At 30.6% G+C, this 16,329-nt stretch carries 22 protein-coding genes; 14 read left to right on the forward strand and 8 right to left on the reverse strand.

Annotated features, from left to right (window positions below):
* From ACH2BP_RS03390 to ACH2BP_RS03420, 7 genes are all read left to right on the forward strand, one after another.
* A partial coding sequence (locus ACH2BP_RS03390; RefSeq protein WP_395057013.1) for a hypothetical protein occupies window positions 1-275 on the forward strand: 275 nt, incomplete at its 5' end.
* Between the two features lie 21 nt (window positions 276-296).
* On the forward strand, window positions 297-1,547 hold the full coding sequence (locus ACH2BP_RS03395; RefSeq protein ID WP_395057015.1) for a CinA family nicotinamide mononucleotide deamidase-related protein: 1,251 nt from the start codon (window positions 297-299) through the stop codon (window positions 1,545-1,547).
* 74 nt (window positions 1,548-1,621) lie between these two features.
* The gene (gene rpmB, locus ACH2BP_RS03400; protein WP_091472963.1) at window positions 1,622-1,858 is read left to right on the forward strand and encodes a 50S ribosomal protein L28; all 237 of its coding nucleotides are present in this window, start codon (window positions 1,622-1,624) and stop codon (window positions 1,856-1,858) included.
* 26 nt (window positions 1,859-1,884) lie between these two features.
* A complete protein-coding gene (gene rpmG / locus ACH2BP_RS03405; RefSeq protein ID WP_011963553.1) occupies window positions 1,885-2,067 on the forward strand; it encodes a 50S ribosomal protein L33 in 183 nt (60 codons plus the stop codon).
* 8 nt (window positions 2,068-2,075) lie between these two features.
* Window positions 2,076-2,228: a DUF4295 domain-containing protein gene (locus ACH2BP_RS03410; RefSeq protein ID WP_091472961.1), complete on the forward strand. Its 153-nt coding sequence runs from the start codon at window positions 2,076-2,078 to the stop codon at window positions 2,226-2,228.
* A 222-nt stretch (window positions 2,229-2,450) separates the two neighbouring features.
* Complete coding sequence (gene ftsY / locus ACH2BP_RS03415; protein WP_395057017.1) at window positions 2,451-3,404, forward strand: signal recognition particle-docking protein FtsY; 954 nt, start codon at window positions 2,451-2,453, stop codon at window positions 3,402-3,404.
* 3 nt (window positions 3,405-3,407) lie between these two features.
* Complete coding sequence (locus ACH2BP_RS03420; RefSeq protein ID WP_395057019.1) at window positions 3,408-3,575, forward strand: hypothetical protein; 168 nt, start codon at window positions 3,408-3,410, stop codon at window positions 3,573-3,575.
* 47 nt (window positions 3,576-3,622) lie between these two features.
* Here the strand turns inward: ACH2BP_RS03420 and ACH2BP_RS03425 are convergent, their stop codons facing one another.
* The gene (locus ACH2BP_RS03425) at window positions 3,623-4,411 is read right to left on the reverse strand and encodes an anti-sigma factor domain-containing protein (protein ID WP_395057021.1); all 789 of its coding nucleotides are present in this window, start codon (window positions 4,409-4,411) and stop codon (window positions 3,623-3,625) included.
* Window positions 4,412-4,413: 2 nt separating this feature from the next.
* Window positions 4,414-4,944, reverse strand: coding sequence for an RNA polymerase sigma factor (locus ACH2BP_RS03430; RefSeq protein ID WP_091472950.1), 531 nt, complete (start codon window positions 4,942-4,944; stop codon window positions 4,414-4,416).
* A 210-nt stretch (window positions 4,945-5,154) separates the two neighbouring features.
* Between ACH2BP_RS03430 and ACH2BP_RS03435 the strand changes: the two genes are divergently transcribed.
* The 5 genes from ACH2BP_RS03435 (at window position 5,155) to ACH2BP_RS03455 (ending at window position 10,314) form a co-directional block, all read left to right on the forward strand.
* Window positions 5,155-5,805 carry a DUF4331 family protein gene (locus ACH2BP_RS03435; RefSeq protein ID WP_395057024.1) on the forward strand — a complete coding sequence of 217 codons (651 nt, stop codon included), beginning with the start codon at window positions 5,155-5,157 and terminating at the stop codon, window positions 5,803-5,805.
* A gap of 25 nt (window positions 5,806-5,830) precedes the next feature.
* Complete coding sequence (locus ACH2BP_RS03440) at window positions 5,831-6,385, forward strand: DUF4331 family protein (RefSeq protein WP_395057026.1); 555 nt, start codon at window positions 5,831-5,833, stop codon at window positions 6,383-6,385.
* Window positions 6,386-6,466: 81 nt separating this feature from the next.
* A complete protein-coding gene (locus ACH2BP_RS03445) occupies window positions 6,467-7,759 on the forward strand; it encodes a hypothetical protein (RefSeq protein ID WP_395057028.1) in 1,293 nt (430 codons plus the stop codon).
* Window positions 7,759-9,960, forward strand: a complete 2,202-nt coding sequence (locus ACH2BP_RS03450) for a TonB-dependent receptor (protein WP_395057030.1) — start codon at window positions 7,759-7,761, stop codon at window positions 9,958-9,960. Before ACH2BP_RS03445 ends, ACH2BP_RS03450 begins: the two co-directional genes overlap by 1 nt.
* 6 nt (window positions 9,961-9,966) lie before the next feature.
* Window positions 9,967-10,314 carry a hypothetical protein gene (locus tag ACH2BP_RS03455; protein WP_395057032.1) on the forward strand — a complete coding sequence of 116 codons (348 nt, stop codon included), beginning with the start codon at window positions 9,967-9,969 and terminating at the stop codon, window positions 10,312-10,314.
* 61 nt (window positions 10,315-10,375) lie between these two features.
* Here ACH2BP_RS03455 and tpiA read toward each other — a convergent pair whose 3' ends face one another.
* From tpiA to ACH2BP_RS03480, 5 genes are read right to left on the reverse strand one after another with little or no spacing between them, the layout of a single operon-like run.
* Window positions 10,376-11,128 (reverse strand): triose-phosphate isomerase, encoded by a 753-nt coding sequence (tpiA, locus tag ACH2BP_RS03460; RefSeq protein ID WP_395057034.1) that lies wholly within the window; start codon window positions 11,126-11,128, stop codon window positions 10,376-10,378.
* Entirely contained in the window at window positions 11,128-11,625 is a 498-nt protein-coding gene (locus ACH2BP_RS03465) for a TlpA family protein disulfide reductase (RefSeq protein ID WP_395057036.1), read from the reverse strand. The genes tpiA and ACH2BP_RS03465 overlap by 1 nt, the downstream gene beginning before the upstream one ends.
* A 27-nt stretch (window positions 11,626-11,652) precedes the next feature.
* Window positions 11,653-12,756, reverse strand: a complete 1,104-nt coding sequence (locus ACH2BP_RS03470) for a MauE/DoxX family redox-associated membrane protein (RefSeq protein WP_395057038.1) — start codon at window positions 12,754-12,756, stop codon at window positions 11,653-11,655.
* A 55-nt stretch (window positions 12,757-12,811) separates the two neighbouring features.
* On the reverse strand, window positions 12,812-13,249 hold the full coding sequence (locus tag ACH2BP_RS03475) for a GNAT family N-acetyltransferase (protein ID WP_395057040.1): 438 nt from the start codon (window positions 13,247-13,249) through the stop codon (window positions 12,812-12,814).
* A gap of 1 nt (window position 13,250) precedes the next feature.
* A complete protein-coding gene (locus tag ACH2BP_RS03480; RefSeq protein ID WP_395057042.1) occupies window positions 13,251-13,793 on the reverse strand; it encodes a DUF1599 domain-containing protein in 543 nt (180 codons plus the stop codon).
* 91 nt (window positions 13,794-13,884) lie between these two features.
* On the opposite strand from ACH2BP_RS03480, the gene folP reads away from it, so the two are divergent.
* On the forward strand, window positions 13,885-14,709 hold the full coding sequence (gene folP, locus ACH2BP_RS03485; protein ID WP_395057044.1) for a dihydropteroate synthase: 825 nt from the start codon (window positions 13,885-13,887) through the stop codon (window positions 14,707-14,709).
* Window positions 14,710-14,748: 39 nt separating this feature from the next.
* A complete protein-coding gene (locus ACH2BP_RS03490; RefSeq protein ID WP_395057046.1) occupies window positions 14,749-15,474 on the forward strand; it encodes a hypothetical protein in 726 nt (241 codons plus the stop codon).
* A gap of 87 nt (window positions 15,475-15,561) precedes the next feature.
* On the opposite strand, the gene ACH2BP_RS03495 is transcribed toward ACH2BP_RS03490, so the two are convergent.
* On the reverse strand, window positions 15,562-16,329 hold a 768-nt coding region (locus ACH2BP_RS03495), incomplete at its 5' end, for an ABC transporter ATP-binding protein (RefSeq protein ID WP_395057048.1).

The raw sequence follows: 16,329 nt of genomic DNA on the forward strand, positions 1-16,329 counted from the left end.
TTGAAATTGAGTTAATAAAAAACGGAATTGATTTTTATGTAGATTTAGAAAATCAACCTTCAATATTTACTGATATAAGTTATTTTTCATTAGATAGAGATAAAATTAAAATGGATTCTTTACTAAAAGAAACTCAAATTATTGCAGGAACTGAAACAATTGGTTTAATCGATTATTCATTAGAAAAAAAGATACGATATTTATATTTTAAATTTTTTATAATAGTACTATTAATAATGATACTTATTGTTTTTTATGACTTTTTTAAATCTTAAAGACAAACTCACAAATATAGAATGAAAGCAGCAATAGTAACAGTTGGCGATGAAATCCTTATTGGACAAATTGTCGATACAAATTCAGGCGTAATAGCCAAATTTTTAGATAAAATTGGAATTGGTGTATGCGAAATGCATTCAATATCAGATGATAAGCAGCATATTCTAAAGACACTTTCATCTTTACAAAACAACGTCGATGTTGTTATTATAACTGGTGGTTTAGGTCCAACAAAAGATGATATTACTAAGAAAACACTCTGTGAATATTTTGATGATGAATTAATATTTGATCAAAAAGTATTAGTTCACGTTACAAAGCTTATAGAGCAATATTTTAAACGACCAATTACAAAACTCAATCAAGATCAAGCACTTGTGCCTTCAAAATGCGAAGTGCTTTTTAATCTTGTAGGAACCGCACCTGGAATGTGGTTACAAAATGAAAATACAGTTTTTATTTCCTTGCCAGGCGTTCCTTACGAGATGAAATATTTGATGGAAAATGAGGTGATTCCAAAATTAATTTCAAAATATGAACGACCGTTTATTATTCACAAAACTATTTTAACTTATGGAGTTGGTGAAAGTTTACTTGCTGAACGGATAGAAACTTGGGAAGACAATTTACCTGAAATCATCAAATTAGCTTATTTGCCAAGTCCGGGACGAGTAAGATTAAGATTGTCTGCTCGAGGAACGAATGAAAGTTTATTGCAAAACGAAATCAAGACACAAGTCGAAAAATTACAATTATTAATTTCCGATTGTATTGTTGGTTTCGAAGAAGACGAAACCATCGAAGTAGTTTTAGGGAAGTTGTTAACTGATAAAAGATTGACCATTTCTACTGCCGAAAGTTGTACAGGCGGAAAAATTGCTTCAAAATTAACATCAGTTTCGGGTTCGTCAAATTATTTCAAAGGAAGCATTGTAAGTTATGCAACCGAAACTAAAGTGGGTGTTTTGGGTATTTCGCAAGAAGTAATTAATGAATTTTCGGTAGTAAGTAAACAAGTTGCAGAAGCAATGGCTTTACAATCTCAAAAAATGTTTAAAACAGATTTTGCAATTGCCACAACCGGAAATGCTGGACCAAACATAGGTGATTCAAATGCAGAAGTTGGAACTGTTTTTATCGCAATCGCCACGTCAAAAGGTATTTTTTCTGAAAAATTTAATTTTGGCCAACCACGTGAGAAAGTGATAGATAGAACCGTAAATCAAGCTTTAGAAATAATTTATAAAGAAATTTTAAAAAACTACTAAAAATAATTTGCTACAACCATTTATTTTTCGTTCTTTTGCACTCTGAATTTTGAATAACGATAAAAGATAATATAATGTCAAGAATTTGTGACCTTACTGGTAAAAGAGCGATGGTAGGAAATAACGTTTCTCACGCAATGAACAAGACAAAGAGAAAATTCTCTGTGAACTTGATTAAAAAGCGTTTTTACCTTCCTGAAGAAGACAGATGGATTACTCTAAGAGTAGCAGCTTCTACAATCAAAACGATTAACAAAAACGGAATTTCTGCAGTTTTGAAAAAAGCGCAGTCAGAAGGATTTATAAAATAATCCGGTCCTAAAAACTATATAGCAAGATGGCAAAGAAAGGTAATAGAATACAAGTAATTTTAGAATGTACTGAGCACAAAGCTTCTGGCGTAGCTGGAACTTCACGTTACATTACAACTAAAAACAAAAAGAATACTCCAGATCGTTTGGAGATCAAAAAATTCAATCCAGTATTGAAAAGAGTAACTGTTCATAAAGAAATTAAATAATATAAGTCATGGCAAAGAAAACCGTAGCAACTTTACAAACAGCTTCTAAGAGATTATCTAAAGCAATCAAAATGGTGAAATCTCCTACAACTGGGGCTTACACTTTTGTTGAAGCAATTATGACACCAGAAGAAGTAGATACATTCTTAAAAAAGAAATAATCTAACATAACAATATACTAAAGCTACTTTCTTTCGGAAGTAGCTTTTTTATTTTATATTTGTGCGTAAATTTTTTAGAAGCAAAGCATTTTCGAATTTATTAAACCATTTTTCTGTCTCGTCATTAAAGACGAGAGTCTAAACGACAGTTGTATGCTTCTATTAAATTTTGGGTTTTTAGATAGTTATCTAAAAATCTAATTATCTAAAAAACCAAACCAAATGAATTTTTTTAAAAAAATATTCTCCTCAGAAAAAAAAGAAGATCTAGACAAAGGACTAGAAAAATCTAGCACCTCTTTTTTATCAAAACTCACAAAAGCCGTAGCCGGAAAATCTAAAGTCGATGATGATGTTCTAGATAATCTAGAAGAAATTCTCGTATCATCAGACGTAGGAGTAAATACCACCCTAAAAATCATTCAACGAATCGAGGCTCGTGTTTCTAACGACAAATATCTAGGAACAGACGAACTCAACAAAATACTTCGAGAAGAAATAGCAGGGCTTTTATCCGAAACCAACTCAGGCGAAGCCTCTGAATTTGAAATTCCAAAAGATAAAAAACCTTACGTGATTATGGTAGTGGGCGTAAATGGAGTAGGGAAAACAACTACAATTGGAAAATTAGCCAATCAGTTCAAAAAATCAGGTTATAGTGTAGTTCTTGGAGCTGGTGATACTTTTAGAGCTGCCGCCATCGATCAATTGCAAATTTGGGCTGATAGAGTAGGAGTTCCCATAGTAAGACAACAAATGGGAAGTGATCCAGCATCAGTAGCTTTCGATACTTTGCAAAGTGCTGTAGCTCAAAACGCTGATGTCGTTATTATAGATACTGCTGGTCGTTTGCATAATAAAGTAGGTTTAATGAACGAACTAACCAAAATAAAACGTGTTATGGAAAAAGTAATTCCAGAGGCGCCACACGATGTAATGTTGGTTCTTGACGGTTCTACTGGTCAGAATGCCTTTGAGCAAGCCAAACAATTTACTGCAGCAACTGAAGTCACTTGTCTAGCTGTTACAAAACTAGACGGAACAGCAAAAGGTGGCGTTGTAATAGGAATTTCAGACCAATTTAAGATTCCTGTAAAATATATTGGAGTAGGAGAAGGTATAAACGATTTGCAGGTTTTTAACAAATACGAATTTGTAGACTCTTTTTTTAAATAAAATATGAAAGAATATTATAATAATCTCAAACCATTGCACTTATTTATTTTCGGAACTGTTTTTATGCTTTTGGCTAGAACTGCAAAAGAGAATTTAGGCTTCGAAATGGGTTGTCTTTTTGCAGCTTTATTTCTGTACATTTTGGCTTTGGTTAAATATATAAAAAAGTAAAACCACTCGTCTTGAGTGGTTTTACTTTTTATAAATACATGGAGATTTTAAACTACTCCTAAAGTATATAATTGATCCATGGTAGGCGATTTGCTTCCGCCAGCCGGTTCTAGTGTAATTCCAAAAGCTTCAGCGTTTCCAGTTTTACTTACAGCAAAAATTTTATTGTTTTCTGCTGTAAAGTCAGACAATAATCCGATACTTGTAGGTGTTAGTTCTGGTTTTAGTTTAAGCGACCAAACTTGATAAACCATCCCTTCTGGTGGTTCTGGTAAGCCCGAAGCATCTATATATACTACTTGTGTTTCTTTGTTCCAATATACTTTTGCCGATGCCGTTGGCGCAACAGTTTGTCCCGCGAGGCTAATTACAGTATTTTTAGAATCGCGAATTACTGCTAATGCTTTTTTAGTTTTGTCGTTTCTGTTTTCATTTGAAATCAAGACATCGTTTAATTTTGTTTTCTCTTTTTCGAGAGCAACAATATTATTTTTAAAAGTAACTTGTTGATTGTATTGCAAACCAATTCCTAAAAGGAATATTGCTGCCGCAGCCCAACCAATATAATTGAAACGATTATTTGTCGGTTTTAAATCGATTACTTTCGTGTGTTTTATATCTAATTTAGATTTTATTTTAGCAAAATTTTCGACCGATAAAAAAGGTGAAAAACTAGTTGAAAGATTTACTATTGCCTTTTCTATAGAAACAATTTCATCATCAATTTCTTTGTGTTTTTTCGCCATTTGTGCAACTTCCAAATTTTCGGTTTCGTTGAGTAAACCGTAAACGTAGAGTTCTAATGTTCCTGATTCTATATATTCTTTTATATCCATAATTATACGTGTAGAAAATTTCTTAAATCGTTAATACAATTTCTATTTTGTGTTTTTACAGTTCCTAATGGTATCTCCAATTCTTCCGAAGCTTCTTGCTGTGTGTAACCTTTAAAGAATAATAAATCTATTATGGCAATACACTTTGGCTTTAGCTTCTTTACAAATTCTTGAATTCCAATAGTATCAATCTTATTAATTAATTTATTACTGTCATCTAATAGATGTACGAAATTATCGGACGATAGGTTTTTTTTACTATTGTTAAAGTTTTTAGAACGCATTTTATCGATACTCGTATTTCGAGCAATATTAAGTGCCCAAGTATAAAAACGACCTTTGCTCTCATTATATGAATCTATATTTTTCCAAATTTTCACGAAAACTTCTTGTAAGACATCTTCTGATTCTTCTCGGTCTTTTACCAAATTGATAATCACTGCAAAAAGACTTTTAGAATACATATCATATAATATGGTATAAGCACGACTGTCTTTTTCTTTTATTAATACTAAAACTTCCTCTTGTGACATAAAATTGTTTTTTGGTTAACACAAATCTATGTAATCTTTATTTAATATGATAATTAATACTTGGTTTGAATTTATTTTAAAAATAATTAAATAATTAAATAACTAATAATCAAGTAGTTGTAATTAATTTTGAAAAAATATTACTTTTTTTAAAACCATAAATAACTATTCTCCGTAAATCAATTTATAATCATTAAAAAATTTAAAACAATGAAAAAAACAAAAATGTTATTAGGTCTATCGTTTGTTGCGATTTCGGGTCTAATCTTAATTGCTGCTGACCACGCAGATGCTCCAGCGGTAACGGGTAATGCAAATGACATTACAGATGTGTATGCTTTTCAAGGACAAGACACAAACAATATGGTGTTTGTAGTTAACACCCAAGGATTGTTAAGTCCTGGTGCATCAGCAACAGCAGCTTTCAACGAAAATGTAATGACAGAGATTAACATTGACAACACAGGTGACAATGTAGAAGACCTAGTTATTCAAGCAATTAAGAGAGGTGGTAAAATGTACTTTTTTGGACCAATTGCACCAGGGACAACTGGAACAACAAGTACTGTAAAAACGGCAGGAGCCTCAGGAAGTGTAGATATTTCTACTTATGGAGGAACACCAATTACTTCAACTTCAAACGGAATGAAATTTTTTGCAGGACCAAGAGATGATCCATTCTTTTTCGATTTGAATCAGTTTAAAGCTATTCTTGGAGGAACAGCAACTGGATTTAACAATCCTGGAACGGATACTTTTGCAGGAACAAATGTTTTAGCTACAATTGTTGAAGTACCAAAATCTATGTTAGGAACTTCTGCAACTATCAATGTTTGGGCTGAGACTAAACAAAAACAATAATTTAATTTTTAATAAAAGTAAAAAGATGAAGACAAATAAATTTAAAATTATAGCATTGTCATTTGTAGGAATAGCAATGTTTACAAGTTGTAATAATGATGACGAATCAGTTGCTCCTGTTACACCAGAAACTGATTTCTCGGGAACTTATGTTCAAAAAGATCAAATGGCTAGACCAGCAATAAATACTGTTTTTATTGCCTCTGGAGCTCCTAAAGATGCTTTTAATGCTGCAATTCCTTCAACGATGGGTGCGAATTATCAATCTATTTTTCAGTCAAGATTATTGGCTTTAAATTCTGGATATACAACAAATGCTTTGGGTCAAACAGCAGCTCAGTTTACAGGATTATTAGCTACAGACGTTTTAGGTGTTAAAAAAACTGGAACAACTACATTTTTTGATGGTACAAATGTATTGACTGGTCGTGCTCTTGCCGATGATGTTATTGATACTGAATTACTTCTTATTTTTGGTGGTCCATCTGGAACGTCAAATGCAGCACTTACTTCAGATCACGTAAATGCAAACGATAAAACCTTTTCTGCCTCATTTCCTTACTTAGCTTCTGCTTGGTAAATTATTTATAATTAGAGCGTATAAAAATTATACGCTCTAATTTTTTTTCAAAACATAACATAACAAACAAAAACAAACGTAATGAAAACATTTAATTTATTAATGCTGTTTTTTGCCACTTTAGTAATGATAAGTTGCGAAAAAAATTCAAATCAAGTTACCAACCCAAAAGATTATAATGTCTTTCTAGAAATGAAAGAAAACAAATCGTTAGATTTTGCAAAGTCTGAAATAGATTTTTGGCAAAAAAAATTCGATGCAGCTCCAAATCAAATTACCTATTTATCTCAAATAGCTTCAAATTATGCGAAATTATTTGAAATAACTGGAAATATTAATGATTTGTACAAAACCGAAGAATTATTGTTAAAATCGAACGAAACTTTCAAATATGCTTATGTAGGAACCATTCGTTCTTTGGGTAGAAATTATATTTCACAACATCGTTTCAAAGAAGCTTTAGTATTGGCAAACAAAGCTTTGGCAATTGGAGAAGGAATGAAGGAAACTCAGAAATTACTTTTTGATGTAAATATGGAATTGGGGAATTATACTGAAGCTCAGAAAAACCTAAATGCTTTAACTGATATGAAAGATTTTGATTATTTAATTAGAATTTCGAAATGGAATGATCATTTAGGAGATTTAAAAACAGCTATTTCATTTATGGAAAAAGCCAAAGAAGTTGCTGTTAAAAATGACAATATAGCATTGAAAATATGGACATTTTCTAATCTTGGAGATCTAAACGGCCATGCAGGAAATATTAAAACTTCTTATGATTATTACTTAAAAACATTAGCCGTAGAGCCTAATAATTCCTATGCGTTAAAAGGGATTGCTTGGATTGCTTTTTCTCATGAAAAAAACACAACCGAAGCCAAACGAATTATCGATGTGGTTTCTAAAAAACACAATTCGCCTGATTTTTATTTATTAAAATCTCAAATTGCAGAATATGAGAAAAATACAGCTGGCAAAAAACAAAATTTAAGTTCTTATTTTAAAATGCTAACAGATTATAATTATGGAGCGATGTATAACAAATACAATACTTTAATTTATGCAGATGATAAAGCTACAGCATCAAAAGCATTAGAAATTGCAAAAATAGAAGTTGAACATCGTCCAACTCCGGATTCTTATGATTTACTAGCTTGGTCTTATTATAATCTTGGCGATACCAAAAAAGCGTTAGAAATTGAAGAAAAGTATGTGGTTGGTAAATCTTTTGAACCAAAATTAAATTATCATTTAGCAACTATTTATAAAGCCAATAATTTATTATCTAAAGTAACTCCTATAAAAAAAGAATTGCAATCTAGTTTGTATGAATTAGGTCCAGTTTTTGAACAAAAAATAAATAATTTGTAATGAACTCACTTTTTGCAATCTTAATTTCATTCATTACATTTTCAAGTTTTGCACAAATGCAAAAAGGTATAGTAATTGATTCATTAGGAAATCCTGTTGAGAACGCATATTTATTAAATATAAATTCTAAATATCATGCACATACCGATGAATTTGGAAATTTTAATATCGATAAAACTAATATTTCAGATGTACTAATTATTACAGCTTTGGGATTTAAAAAGTTAGAATATACAATTGTTTCAAACGAGATTTCGATAGTTTTAGAAGACGATTCATTTAGTCTTGACCAAGTTGTTATTCAGTCAAGGTTAAATGCGATGAATGTGATTTCTAAAATAGATTTGCAAACTACGCCAGTAAATTCTTCGCAAGAAATTCTGCGAAAAGTACCAGGTTTATTCATTGGTCAGCATGCTGGTGGCGGAAAAGCAGAACAAATGTTTTTGCGTGGTTTCGACATAGATCACGGAACAGATATTGCCGTTTCAGTAGATGGAATTCCAGTAAATATGGTTTCTCATGCTCACGGTCAAGGCTATGCCGATTTGCATTTTGTGATTCCAGAAACGGTCGAAAAAATAGATTTTGGAAAAGGAACTTATTATGCCAATAAAGGAGATTTTGCAACGGCAGGCTATGTTTCGTTTTTAACAAAAGAAAAAATAGAGAAGAATATGATAAGTGTTGAAGCAGGACAATTTAACACATTCAAAACGGTCGGACTTTTTAATTTATTAGAAAAGCAGAAAAATCAGAATGCTTATTTAGCAACAGAATATATCATGACCGACGGTGCGTTCGACTCACCACAAAATTTTAAACGTATTAATTTATTTACAAAATATACATCAGTTTTTGCCGATAACAGTAAATTCTCTATTAATGCTTCTCATTTTACCAGTAAATGGGATGCTTCTGGACAAATTCCGCAAAGGTTGATTGATTCAGGATTAATTTCAAGATTTGGTGCTGTTGATGATACTGAAGGCGGAAAAACTTCGAGAACAAATTTTAATGTTTCGATATCAAAACCGATAGATGAAAATACGTTGCTAAAAGCAAATGCTTTTTATTCAAAATATAATTTTGAGTTGTATTCTAATTTTACATTCTTCTTAGAAGATCCAATAAATGGAGATCAAATACGCCAAAAAGAGAATAGAGATATTTTTGGTCTAAATACGGAATTGAATAAAAAACTAGAAAATTCTAATTTTCAATTGGGTTTTGGTTTCAGAAATGATGCTACAAAAAACACTGAATTATCTCATACAGTTGGGCGTTACACAACTTTGAATAATTTGAAATTAGGAGATATAGACCAAACCAATATTTTTTCTTACCTGAATTCTGAATTCGATTTCGGGAAACTGAAGATAAATCCAGCGATAAGATTCGATTATTTTAAGTTTGATTATCAAAATAAATTGGCAACAAATTATAAAACTGAAACTGAAAATAAAGCTAAATTTTCACCAAAAATGAATTTTATTTTTACTCAAAATAATAATTTACAGTTTTACTTGAAATCTGGATTTGGATTTCATTCTAACGATACTCGAGTGGTGGTTGCTAATTCAGGAAAACAAATTTTGCCAACAGCTTTTGGCTCTGATTTAGGAATTATAGCTAAACCATTTCCTAAATTATTGGTAAATTCAGCTATTTGCATGCTAAACTTGCAAGAAGAATTAGTATATGTTGGAGATGCTGCAACGGTCGAAATTTCTGGAAGAACAAAACGAATTGGTTTCGATTTTGGTTTGCGTTATCAGTTATCTAATTATTTGTTTTTTGATACTGATGTTAATTATACTTATGCCAGAAGTATTGATGCACCAAAAGGGCTAGATTATATCCCGTTGGCGCCCGATTTTACATCGACAGGAGGATTGAGTGTTAATAAATACAAAGGTTTCTCAGGAGGATTTCATTATAGATATCTAAAATCTCGTCCAGCCAATGAAGACAATTCAATCGAAGCAAAAGGATATGTGATTTCAGATTTGAATGTAAATTATGAATACAGAAATGTAACTTTTGGAATTTCGGCAGAAAATATTTTCAATACAAAATGGAATGAAACCCAGTTTGCAACGGAAAGTCAATTGCAAAATGAAACAGTGAGTGTTGAAGAAATACATTTTACACCAGGAGCGCCATTGTTCATTAAAGCTAAATTGACTTATAGGTTTTAATATATTATGAAAAAGGTATTAATATTTTTATTACTTAGTTTCACAATTAGAGGATTTTCTCAGTATTCAAGAGAAATAAAGATGAATCATCATAATATAATAGTAAAAAATGTAGTAGAATATAGTTTTTTAGAAACGGCAGCAGATTATCTGTCATCGGATATTAAAATAATATACAATTATAATAGGTTTTATTTTAGATTATCAATGCGAAATTTTTTTAATATTTATGCGGATGAGCCTAGTTTTAATTTTGATAATTTAAGAGGTAATGGTAGTGTTAATTTTAATAGAATAAATATTAATAAAGAAGTACCTGTTTATTTAAAATGGAAAATCACTTATAAATTTTAGTTTTGTTTGTTTTATGTTTGGTTAGAAGCTCATTAGGAATTTTTCTAATGAGCTTTTTTTATTAAATCGCATTAACAATCGCTACAAAATCATCAGCTTTTAATGCGGCTCCACCTATTAATCCACCATCAACATCTGGTTTAGAGAAAATTTCTTTGGCATTATCTGGTTTTACACTTCCTCCATATAAAATAGAAACATCTTCGGCTATATCGCTACCAAAAACTTTACGAACGGTTTCTCTAATAAATTCATGCATTTCTTGTGCTTGGTCTGGACTTGCAGTTTCTCCAGTTCCTATGGCCCAAACTGGTTCGTAAGCTAAAATTATATTTGTCCATGCCGATTTGTCTATATGAAATAATCCGTCACGTAATTGGTTTTCAACTATATTAAAATGTTGTTTGTTTTGACGGTCTTTTAATTCTTCTCCAAAACAAAAAATAACAGCCATTTCGTGTTTCAAAGCAGTATCAATCTTAAACGAAATCATAGCATCGTTTTCCTGAAAAATTGCTCTGCGTTCTGAATGTCCAAGAATTACAGTGTTTACACCAATACTTTTTAACATATTAGCCGAAATTTCGCCAGTATAAGCGCCATTTTCTGCATGGTGCATATTTTGTGCCGCGACACGAATATTTGTAAATTCAGTATGATCGACAGCTGAAGCTAGATTTATAAAAGTTGGTGCAATAATTATTTTAGTACTACTATCGGTAGGTAATTTATCTATTAACTCATTAATTAAATCTTCGGTTTCTTCCGAATTTTTATTCATTTTCCAGTTTCCAGCTACAATTTTAGCTCTCATTAGTTTAGGCTTTTTAATAAAGTATTTACTTGCTCTTTATCTGTTTCAATGGCTTTATATAAAGCTATTTTTCCTTTTTTGTCGATAATAATATATCTAGGAATCCAATCTAAATTGATAGATTTTCCAAAAGCACCTTTCATGCCATCTGGTATTAAATAATGATCGCCATTTAGTTCATGTTTTTCTATTCCTTTTACCCAAGCTTCTTGTGTTTTGTCGCAAGAAAGAAATACAAAATCAACTTTAGGATAAGATTTTTGAAGCTCTTTAATATTGGGCATGTTTTTCACACAATCACTACACCATGAAGCCCAAACTTCTATAACAACGGTTTTGCCTTCATGTTTTTTAATAATGTTTGCTAAATTAGTTTCGCTTCCATCAACATTTACCAATTTGTTTGATAAAGCTTCTTTAGAGAATTCTGCTTTTTGAGCATTTGAACAAGAAATATTCAATAATATAGCTGATAATAAGAGGGTTAATTTTTTCATATTTTTTTATTTAAATGTTTAAAATATTTATTTTTTTAATTCAGAAAATGGTTTGTTAATTAGTTCTTGGTAATCGATAGGATTAAATTTGTTATCGGTGATTCCGTTATAATATTTGTAGGTATTTCCGTTCCATAAATATTTTACTCCAGGAGTATCTTTTCCGGTTCCTAATGCATTCCAAAACGGTATAATTTCGATAATTTTATACGGATATTGAGCTCCAGTTTCTTTGAAGAAGGCTGGAATTAAATCGGCTTCTTCATTCATGAAAATAATTAAAATTTCGGGAAAATTAGTATTTTTTTGTTTTAATTCTGTTAATTCTTTTGCTGCTGTACGACAATGATCGCAACCAGGAACAAAAAAGCATAATGTTTTTCGACCAGAATCTATTTTTGGAAATAATTTGGCATAACCAGATTTAATTTTTTTAGGTTCGGTTGTAGAAATGACTTCTTCAATTTTTGTTGGGAGTGCTTTTTTTACCGAATCAACTTTTACAGCAGTAATAACTGAATCTTTAAGAATTGGAGTAATATTTCCTGTAGGAATTGTATCAGAAATATTATTTTCTATTGGAGTAACTGTAAAATCGTTTGTGATTTTTTTTATTGGCGCCAATAAAAATATCGAAATTATAGTCGCTAACGTGATGCCTGAAACTATCCAAAAATTGTTTTTACTAACAACTGATTTTGGCAATAAAAACATTAAGAAAACCAATAAGAAAATGGCAATTATATTTTTTATAATAGCTTCAATTGGTGTCATTGGGATTAGTTCACCAAAACAGCCACAGTTACCAGAATTTCCGCCGCTTGCAAAAGTTACGTAAGATAAATGACCAACAAAAACGGCTAGCAGTAAAATAGTTACAGGAATAATTAATTTTCGTAAAAAGTTATTTTGAAGGATTAGAATTCCTAAGGCTAATTCAATACCTATTAATATTCTAGAAAACCAAGGTGCAATAATTTCGGAAAAACCTAGCGGATACAACTGTTTTACTTCGAATGTTGAAATAGCAAAATAAGGCGATGGATACATTTTGGCTACAGCCGAAACAATAAATAAGATCGAAATTAAAATTCTAATTGTCCAAGATAATAATGATTTGTTGTTTCCCATTTTTATGTTTTTACAAATATAACGTGTACTTGCTTTAAGTTTTGTTAATGAATTGTTATTTACTAGACCAACTTTCAAAAGTCATTTCAAATTTAATTTCTTTAGTCCCATGAAGTCCAATTTCTTTCCAGCCAGATTTTCTGTAAAAACTTTCGGCTCTAGTATTGAAAGCCGTACCAAGCCATACACTATCTTTCGTCTGACTGAAATACCAATTAAGCATGGTGTCGTGTAATTTTCTTCCAATGCCTTGTTTCTCAAAATTAGGGTCCAAAAATAATGCCCAAATATTGTTTTCTTTTATATCTACTATTGCAAATCCAACAATTTGACTATCTATTTCGCAAACCCAACCTTTTCCTCTTTCAAATAAAAATTCTTCGCAATCTTTGTCTGTTACTAAATCAGGATTAGATAAAACGTTTTCTTTTACAGAATTTCGTACAACTTGAATTTGTTTTATATCTTCAATTTTTGCTTCTCGAACTAACATGTTATTTTTTTAAATCCATTAATATTAAAGCAAAAACGGCATAATTTATCATATCTTGATAATTAGCATCAATTCCTTCAGAAACTAGTGTTTTCCCTTTATTATCTTCAATTTGTTTCACTCTTAGAATTTTTTGTAAAATCAAATCGGTCAAAGAACTTACTCGCATATCTCGCCAAGCTTCACCATAATCATGATTTTTGTTTTCCATCAATTCTTTCGTCAATTTTATTTTTTCGTCATACAATCTCACAGCTTCATCAACCGATAAATCAGGTTGTACGGCAACTCCTTTGTCTAGCTGTATTAATGCCATTATCGAATAATTGATAATCCCAATAAACTCTGAACTTTCGTGTTCATCTACTTTTCGAACCTCATTTTCTTGTAAACTACGAATGCGTTGTGCTTTTATAAATATCTGATCGGTAAGTGATGGCAAACGTAAAATGCGCCATGCGGAACCATAATCTTTCATTTTTTTAGTAAATAAATCTCGGCAAATTGTGATTATTGCGTCGTATTGTTGCGCCGTTTTACTCATTATTAATTTATATTTGTATCAAATTTCTTCAAAAATAGAACTTTTTGGGCAATTTTAATATCAATAGCAACAACAATTTCAATTTTCAAAAATGACAATTAACTGCAAAGGACAACTTATCGATTTATCATTGCCAAAAGTAATGGGAATTTTGAATGTTACACCAGATTCTTTTTATGATGGTGGACGATTTGTTTCGGACGAAAAGATGCTGTCTCAAGTAGAAAAAATGTTACAAGATGGTGCCACTTTTATTGATGTTGGAGGACAATCTAGTAAACCCAATGCTACAATTGTTTCAGTGGATGAAGAACTAAAACGTGTTGTTTCGACAGTTGATTTAATTTTGAAAAATTTCCCAGAAACCATAATTTCTATTGATACTTTCAATAGTAAAGTAGCTCAAATCGCTGTCGAAAATGGTGCAGCAATAATCAATGATATTTCTGCTGGAAGTCTTGATGACAATATGTTTGAAACCATTGCAAAAATACAAGTTCCGTACATTATGATGCACATGCGTGGCACACCGCAAACGATGAGTCAAATGACAAACTACGATGATTTGGTTAAAGATATGTTGCTCTATTTTTCTGAAAAAGTAGCCAAAGCTAGAAGTTTTGGTATTAATGATTTGATTATAGATCCAGGTTTTGGTTTTGCTAAAACTTTGGAACAAAATTTTGAATTATTAAATAAATTAGAATTGTTTGAAATACTAGAATTACCAATTTTAGTTGGAATTTCTAGAAAATCGATGATTTATAAAATGTTGGAAACCACACCTGGAAATGCGCTAAACGGAACTTCAGTTTTAAATATAATTTCATTAACAAAAGGTGCTAACATTCTCCGAGTTCATGATGTAAAAGAAGCGGTAGAATGTGTGAAGTTGTATAATCAATTACAAAAGTAGAACACGAATAACACAAATCAATTAGTTACAAGAAATATTATGAAAAAAAATTGCCTAATATTAATGTTGCTTTTTTTTACTTTATTTGTTAGAGGACAATATTCATTTGAAAATTTTCCAGCAATTAAATACAAAGAATATAAAAATTGGAAAACTGAAGACAGTATTGAAACAAAAGACTTCATTAGTAGAATAAATTACATTCCTAAATTTTACAATAAATTAAACTCATTAACTATAAAACTTACCGTTTTTGATAGTTTAGAATACACTGAAATAAAAATATATAAAAAAAACAAAGAAATCCAAAAAATCATAGAAAAAAGGATGTCAATAATAACTGAACCAACTTCTGTTTATGTTGAAGATATAAATAGCGATGGATTGAAGGATTTGAAATTCTTAATTCCAAATTATGGTTGCGGAAATTATAACTATTATTGTGAAGTATTTTATCTAATTCAAAATAAAAACGGAACTTTTGATAAAATTTCATATTCTGATATTTTTATTGAATATATAAATAGAGTAGAAAGAGATTTTAACAATGATGGTAAATTCGAAATAATTACTCAAACTTTTGAAAGTTATAAAAAACATAATTATTGGTCATTCAATATTTATAATTTGAAAAACGGAAAATTTGAAAACGTAAATAATCTTGCAAATTATCCAATATTAGTGCCGCTTGATAATTATAAAATGACAACCAAAATTAGTCGTGAAAAAATGAAAATATTTAATAGAAAATCACCAACAGACTAAAAATAAATACTACTGCTAACAACCGTTTCGCAAGATTTGATTTTTAAGCTTAATTTAAAGATGGTATTGTATTCATGAAATTCGTGTTTATATTTCCTCAAGAGCTACAAACTGCGAGTCATATAATTTTCGATAATAACCATTTTCCTTTTGTAATAGTTGATTGTGTGTTCCTTCTTCAACTACGATTCCTTTATCAAGAACTACAATTTTATCAGCATTTATAATCGTTGCTAAACGATGTGCGATTACTATAGATGTTCTGTTTTTTGTAATCGTTTCGGTGGCTTTTTGAATGAGTTCTTCTAAATAAACATCGATAGACGAAGTGGCTTCATCAAGAATTAGAATACTAGGTTTACTCACATAAGCACGCAAAAATGCAATTAATTGACGTTGTCCTGATGACAGCATATTGCCACGTTCTTTTACATTATAATCATATCCGTTTGGCAAACTCATTATAAATTCGTGCGCACCAATTTCTTTTGCTGCAGCGATAACTTCTTCTTTAGAAATTGCCGGATTATTTAAAGTGATATTATAGTAAATCGTATCGGCAAATAAGAAAACATCTTGTAAAACAATGGCTATTTGTTGGCGCAAACTATCTAGAGTATAATGAGTAATATCATTACTATCGATAGAAATTGTACCTGATTTTATTTCATAAAAACGATTTAGCAGGTTAATTATTGTCGATTTTCCTGCTCCAGTTGCTCCTACAATAGCAATGGTTTTTCCTTCATCGACAGATAAATTGATGCTTTTTAAGACATCTTCATCTGGTTTATATCCAAAAGTTACATTTTTGAAATCGATTTTACCTTCAAATTTTGGAGCGATTTCGGTACC

The sequence above is a fragment of the Flavobacterium sp. genome, from assembly GCF_043756175.1.
Taxonomy (GTDB): Bacteria; Bacteroidota; Bacteroidia; order Flavobacteriales; family Flavobacteriaceae; genus Flavobacterium.

What these genes read in the sequence shown, in the direction of transcription:
- ACH2BP_RS03395 (WP_395057015.1), top strand. Translation starts at nt 297, where the DNA reads ATGAAAGCAGCAATAGTAACAGTTGGCGATGAAATCCTTATTGGACAA.
- rpmB (WP_091472963.1), top strand. Translation starts at nt 1,622, where the DNA reads ATGTCAAGAATTTGTGACCTTACTGGTAAAAGAGCGATGGTAGGAAAT.
- rpmG (WP_011963553.1), top strand. Translation starts at nt 1,885, where the DNA reads ATGGCAAAGAAAGGTAATAGAATACAAGTAATTTTAGAATGTACTGAG.
- ACH2BP_RS03410 (WP_091472961.1), top strand. Translation starts at nt 2,076, where the DNA reads ATGGCAAAGAAAACCGTAGCAACTTTACAAACAGCTTCTAAGAGATTA.
- ftsY (WP_395057017.1), top strand. Translation starts at nt 2,451, where the DNA reads ATGAATTTTTTTAAAAAAATATTCTCCTCAGAAAAAAAAGAAGATCTA.
- ACH2BP_RS03420 (WP_395057019.1), top strand. Translation starts at nt 3,408, where the DNA reads ATGAAAGAATATTATAATAATCTCAAACCATTGCACTTATTTATTTTC.
- ACH2BP_RS03425 (WP_395057021.1), bottom strand. Translation starts at nt 4,411, where the DNA reads ATGGATATAAAAGAATATATAGAATCAGGAACATTAGAACTCTACGTT.
- ACH2BP_RS03430 (WP_091472950.1), bottom strand. Translation starts at nt 4,944, where the DNA reads ATGTCACAAGAGGAAGTTTTAGTATTAATAAAAGAAAAAGACAGTCGT.
- ACH2BP_RS03435 (WP_395057024.1), top strand. Translation starts at nt 5,155, where the DNA reads ATGAAAAAAACAAAAATGTTATTAGGTCTATCGTTTGTTGCGATTTCG.
- ACH2BP_RS03440 (WP_395057026.1), top strand. Translation starts at nt 5,831, where the DNA reads ATGAAGACAAATAAATTTAAAATTATAGCATTGTCATTTGTAGGAATA.
- ACH2BP_RS03445 (WP_395057028.1), top strand. Translation starts at nt 6,467, where the DNA reads ATGAAAACATTTAATTTATTAATGCTGTTTTTTGCCACTTTAGTAATG.
- ACH2BP_RS03450 (WP_395057030.1), top strand. Translation starts at nt 7,759, where the DNA reads ATGAACTCACTTTTTGCAATCTTAATTTCATTCATTACATTTTCAAGT.
- ACH2BP_RS03455 (WP_395057032.1), top strand. Translation starts at nt 9,967, where the DNA reads ATGAAAAAGGTATTAATATTTTTATTACTTAGTTTCACAATTAGAGGA.
- tpiA (WP_395057034.1), bottom strand. Translation starts at nt 11,128, where the DNA reads ATGAGAGCTAAAATTGTAGCTGGAAACTGGAAAATGAATAAAAATTCG.
- ACH2BP_RS03465 (WP_395057036.1), bottom strand. Translation starts at nt 11,625, where the DNA reads ATGAAAAAATTAACCCTCTTATTATCAGCTATATTATTGAATATTTCT.
- ACH2BP_RS03470 (WP_395057038.1), bottom strand. Translation starts at nt 12,756, where the DNA reads ATGGGAAACAACAAATCATTATTATCTTGGACAATTAGAATTTTAATT.
- ACH2BP_RS03475 (WP_395057040.1), bottom strand. Translation starts at nt 13,249, where the DNA reads ATGTTAGTTCGAGAAGCAAAAATTGAAGATATAAAACAAATTCAAGTT.
- ACH2BP_RS03480 (WP_395057042.1), bottom strand. Translation starts at nt 13,793, where the DNA reads ATGAGTAAAACGGCGCAACAATACGACGCAATAATCACAATTTGCCGA.
- folP (WP_395057044.1), top strand. Translation starts at nt 13,885, where the DNA reads ATGACAATTAACTGCAAAGGACAACTTATCGATTTATCATTGCCAAAA.
- ACH2BP_RS03490 (WP_395057046.1), top strand. Translation starts at nt 14,749, where the DNA reads ATGAAAAAAAATTGCCTAATATTAATGTTGCTTTTTTTTACTTTATTT.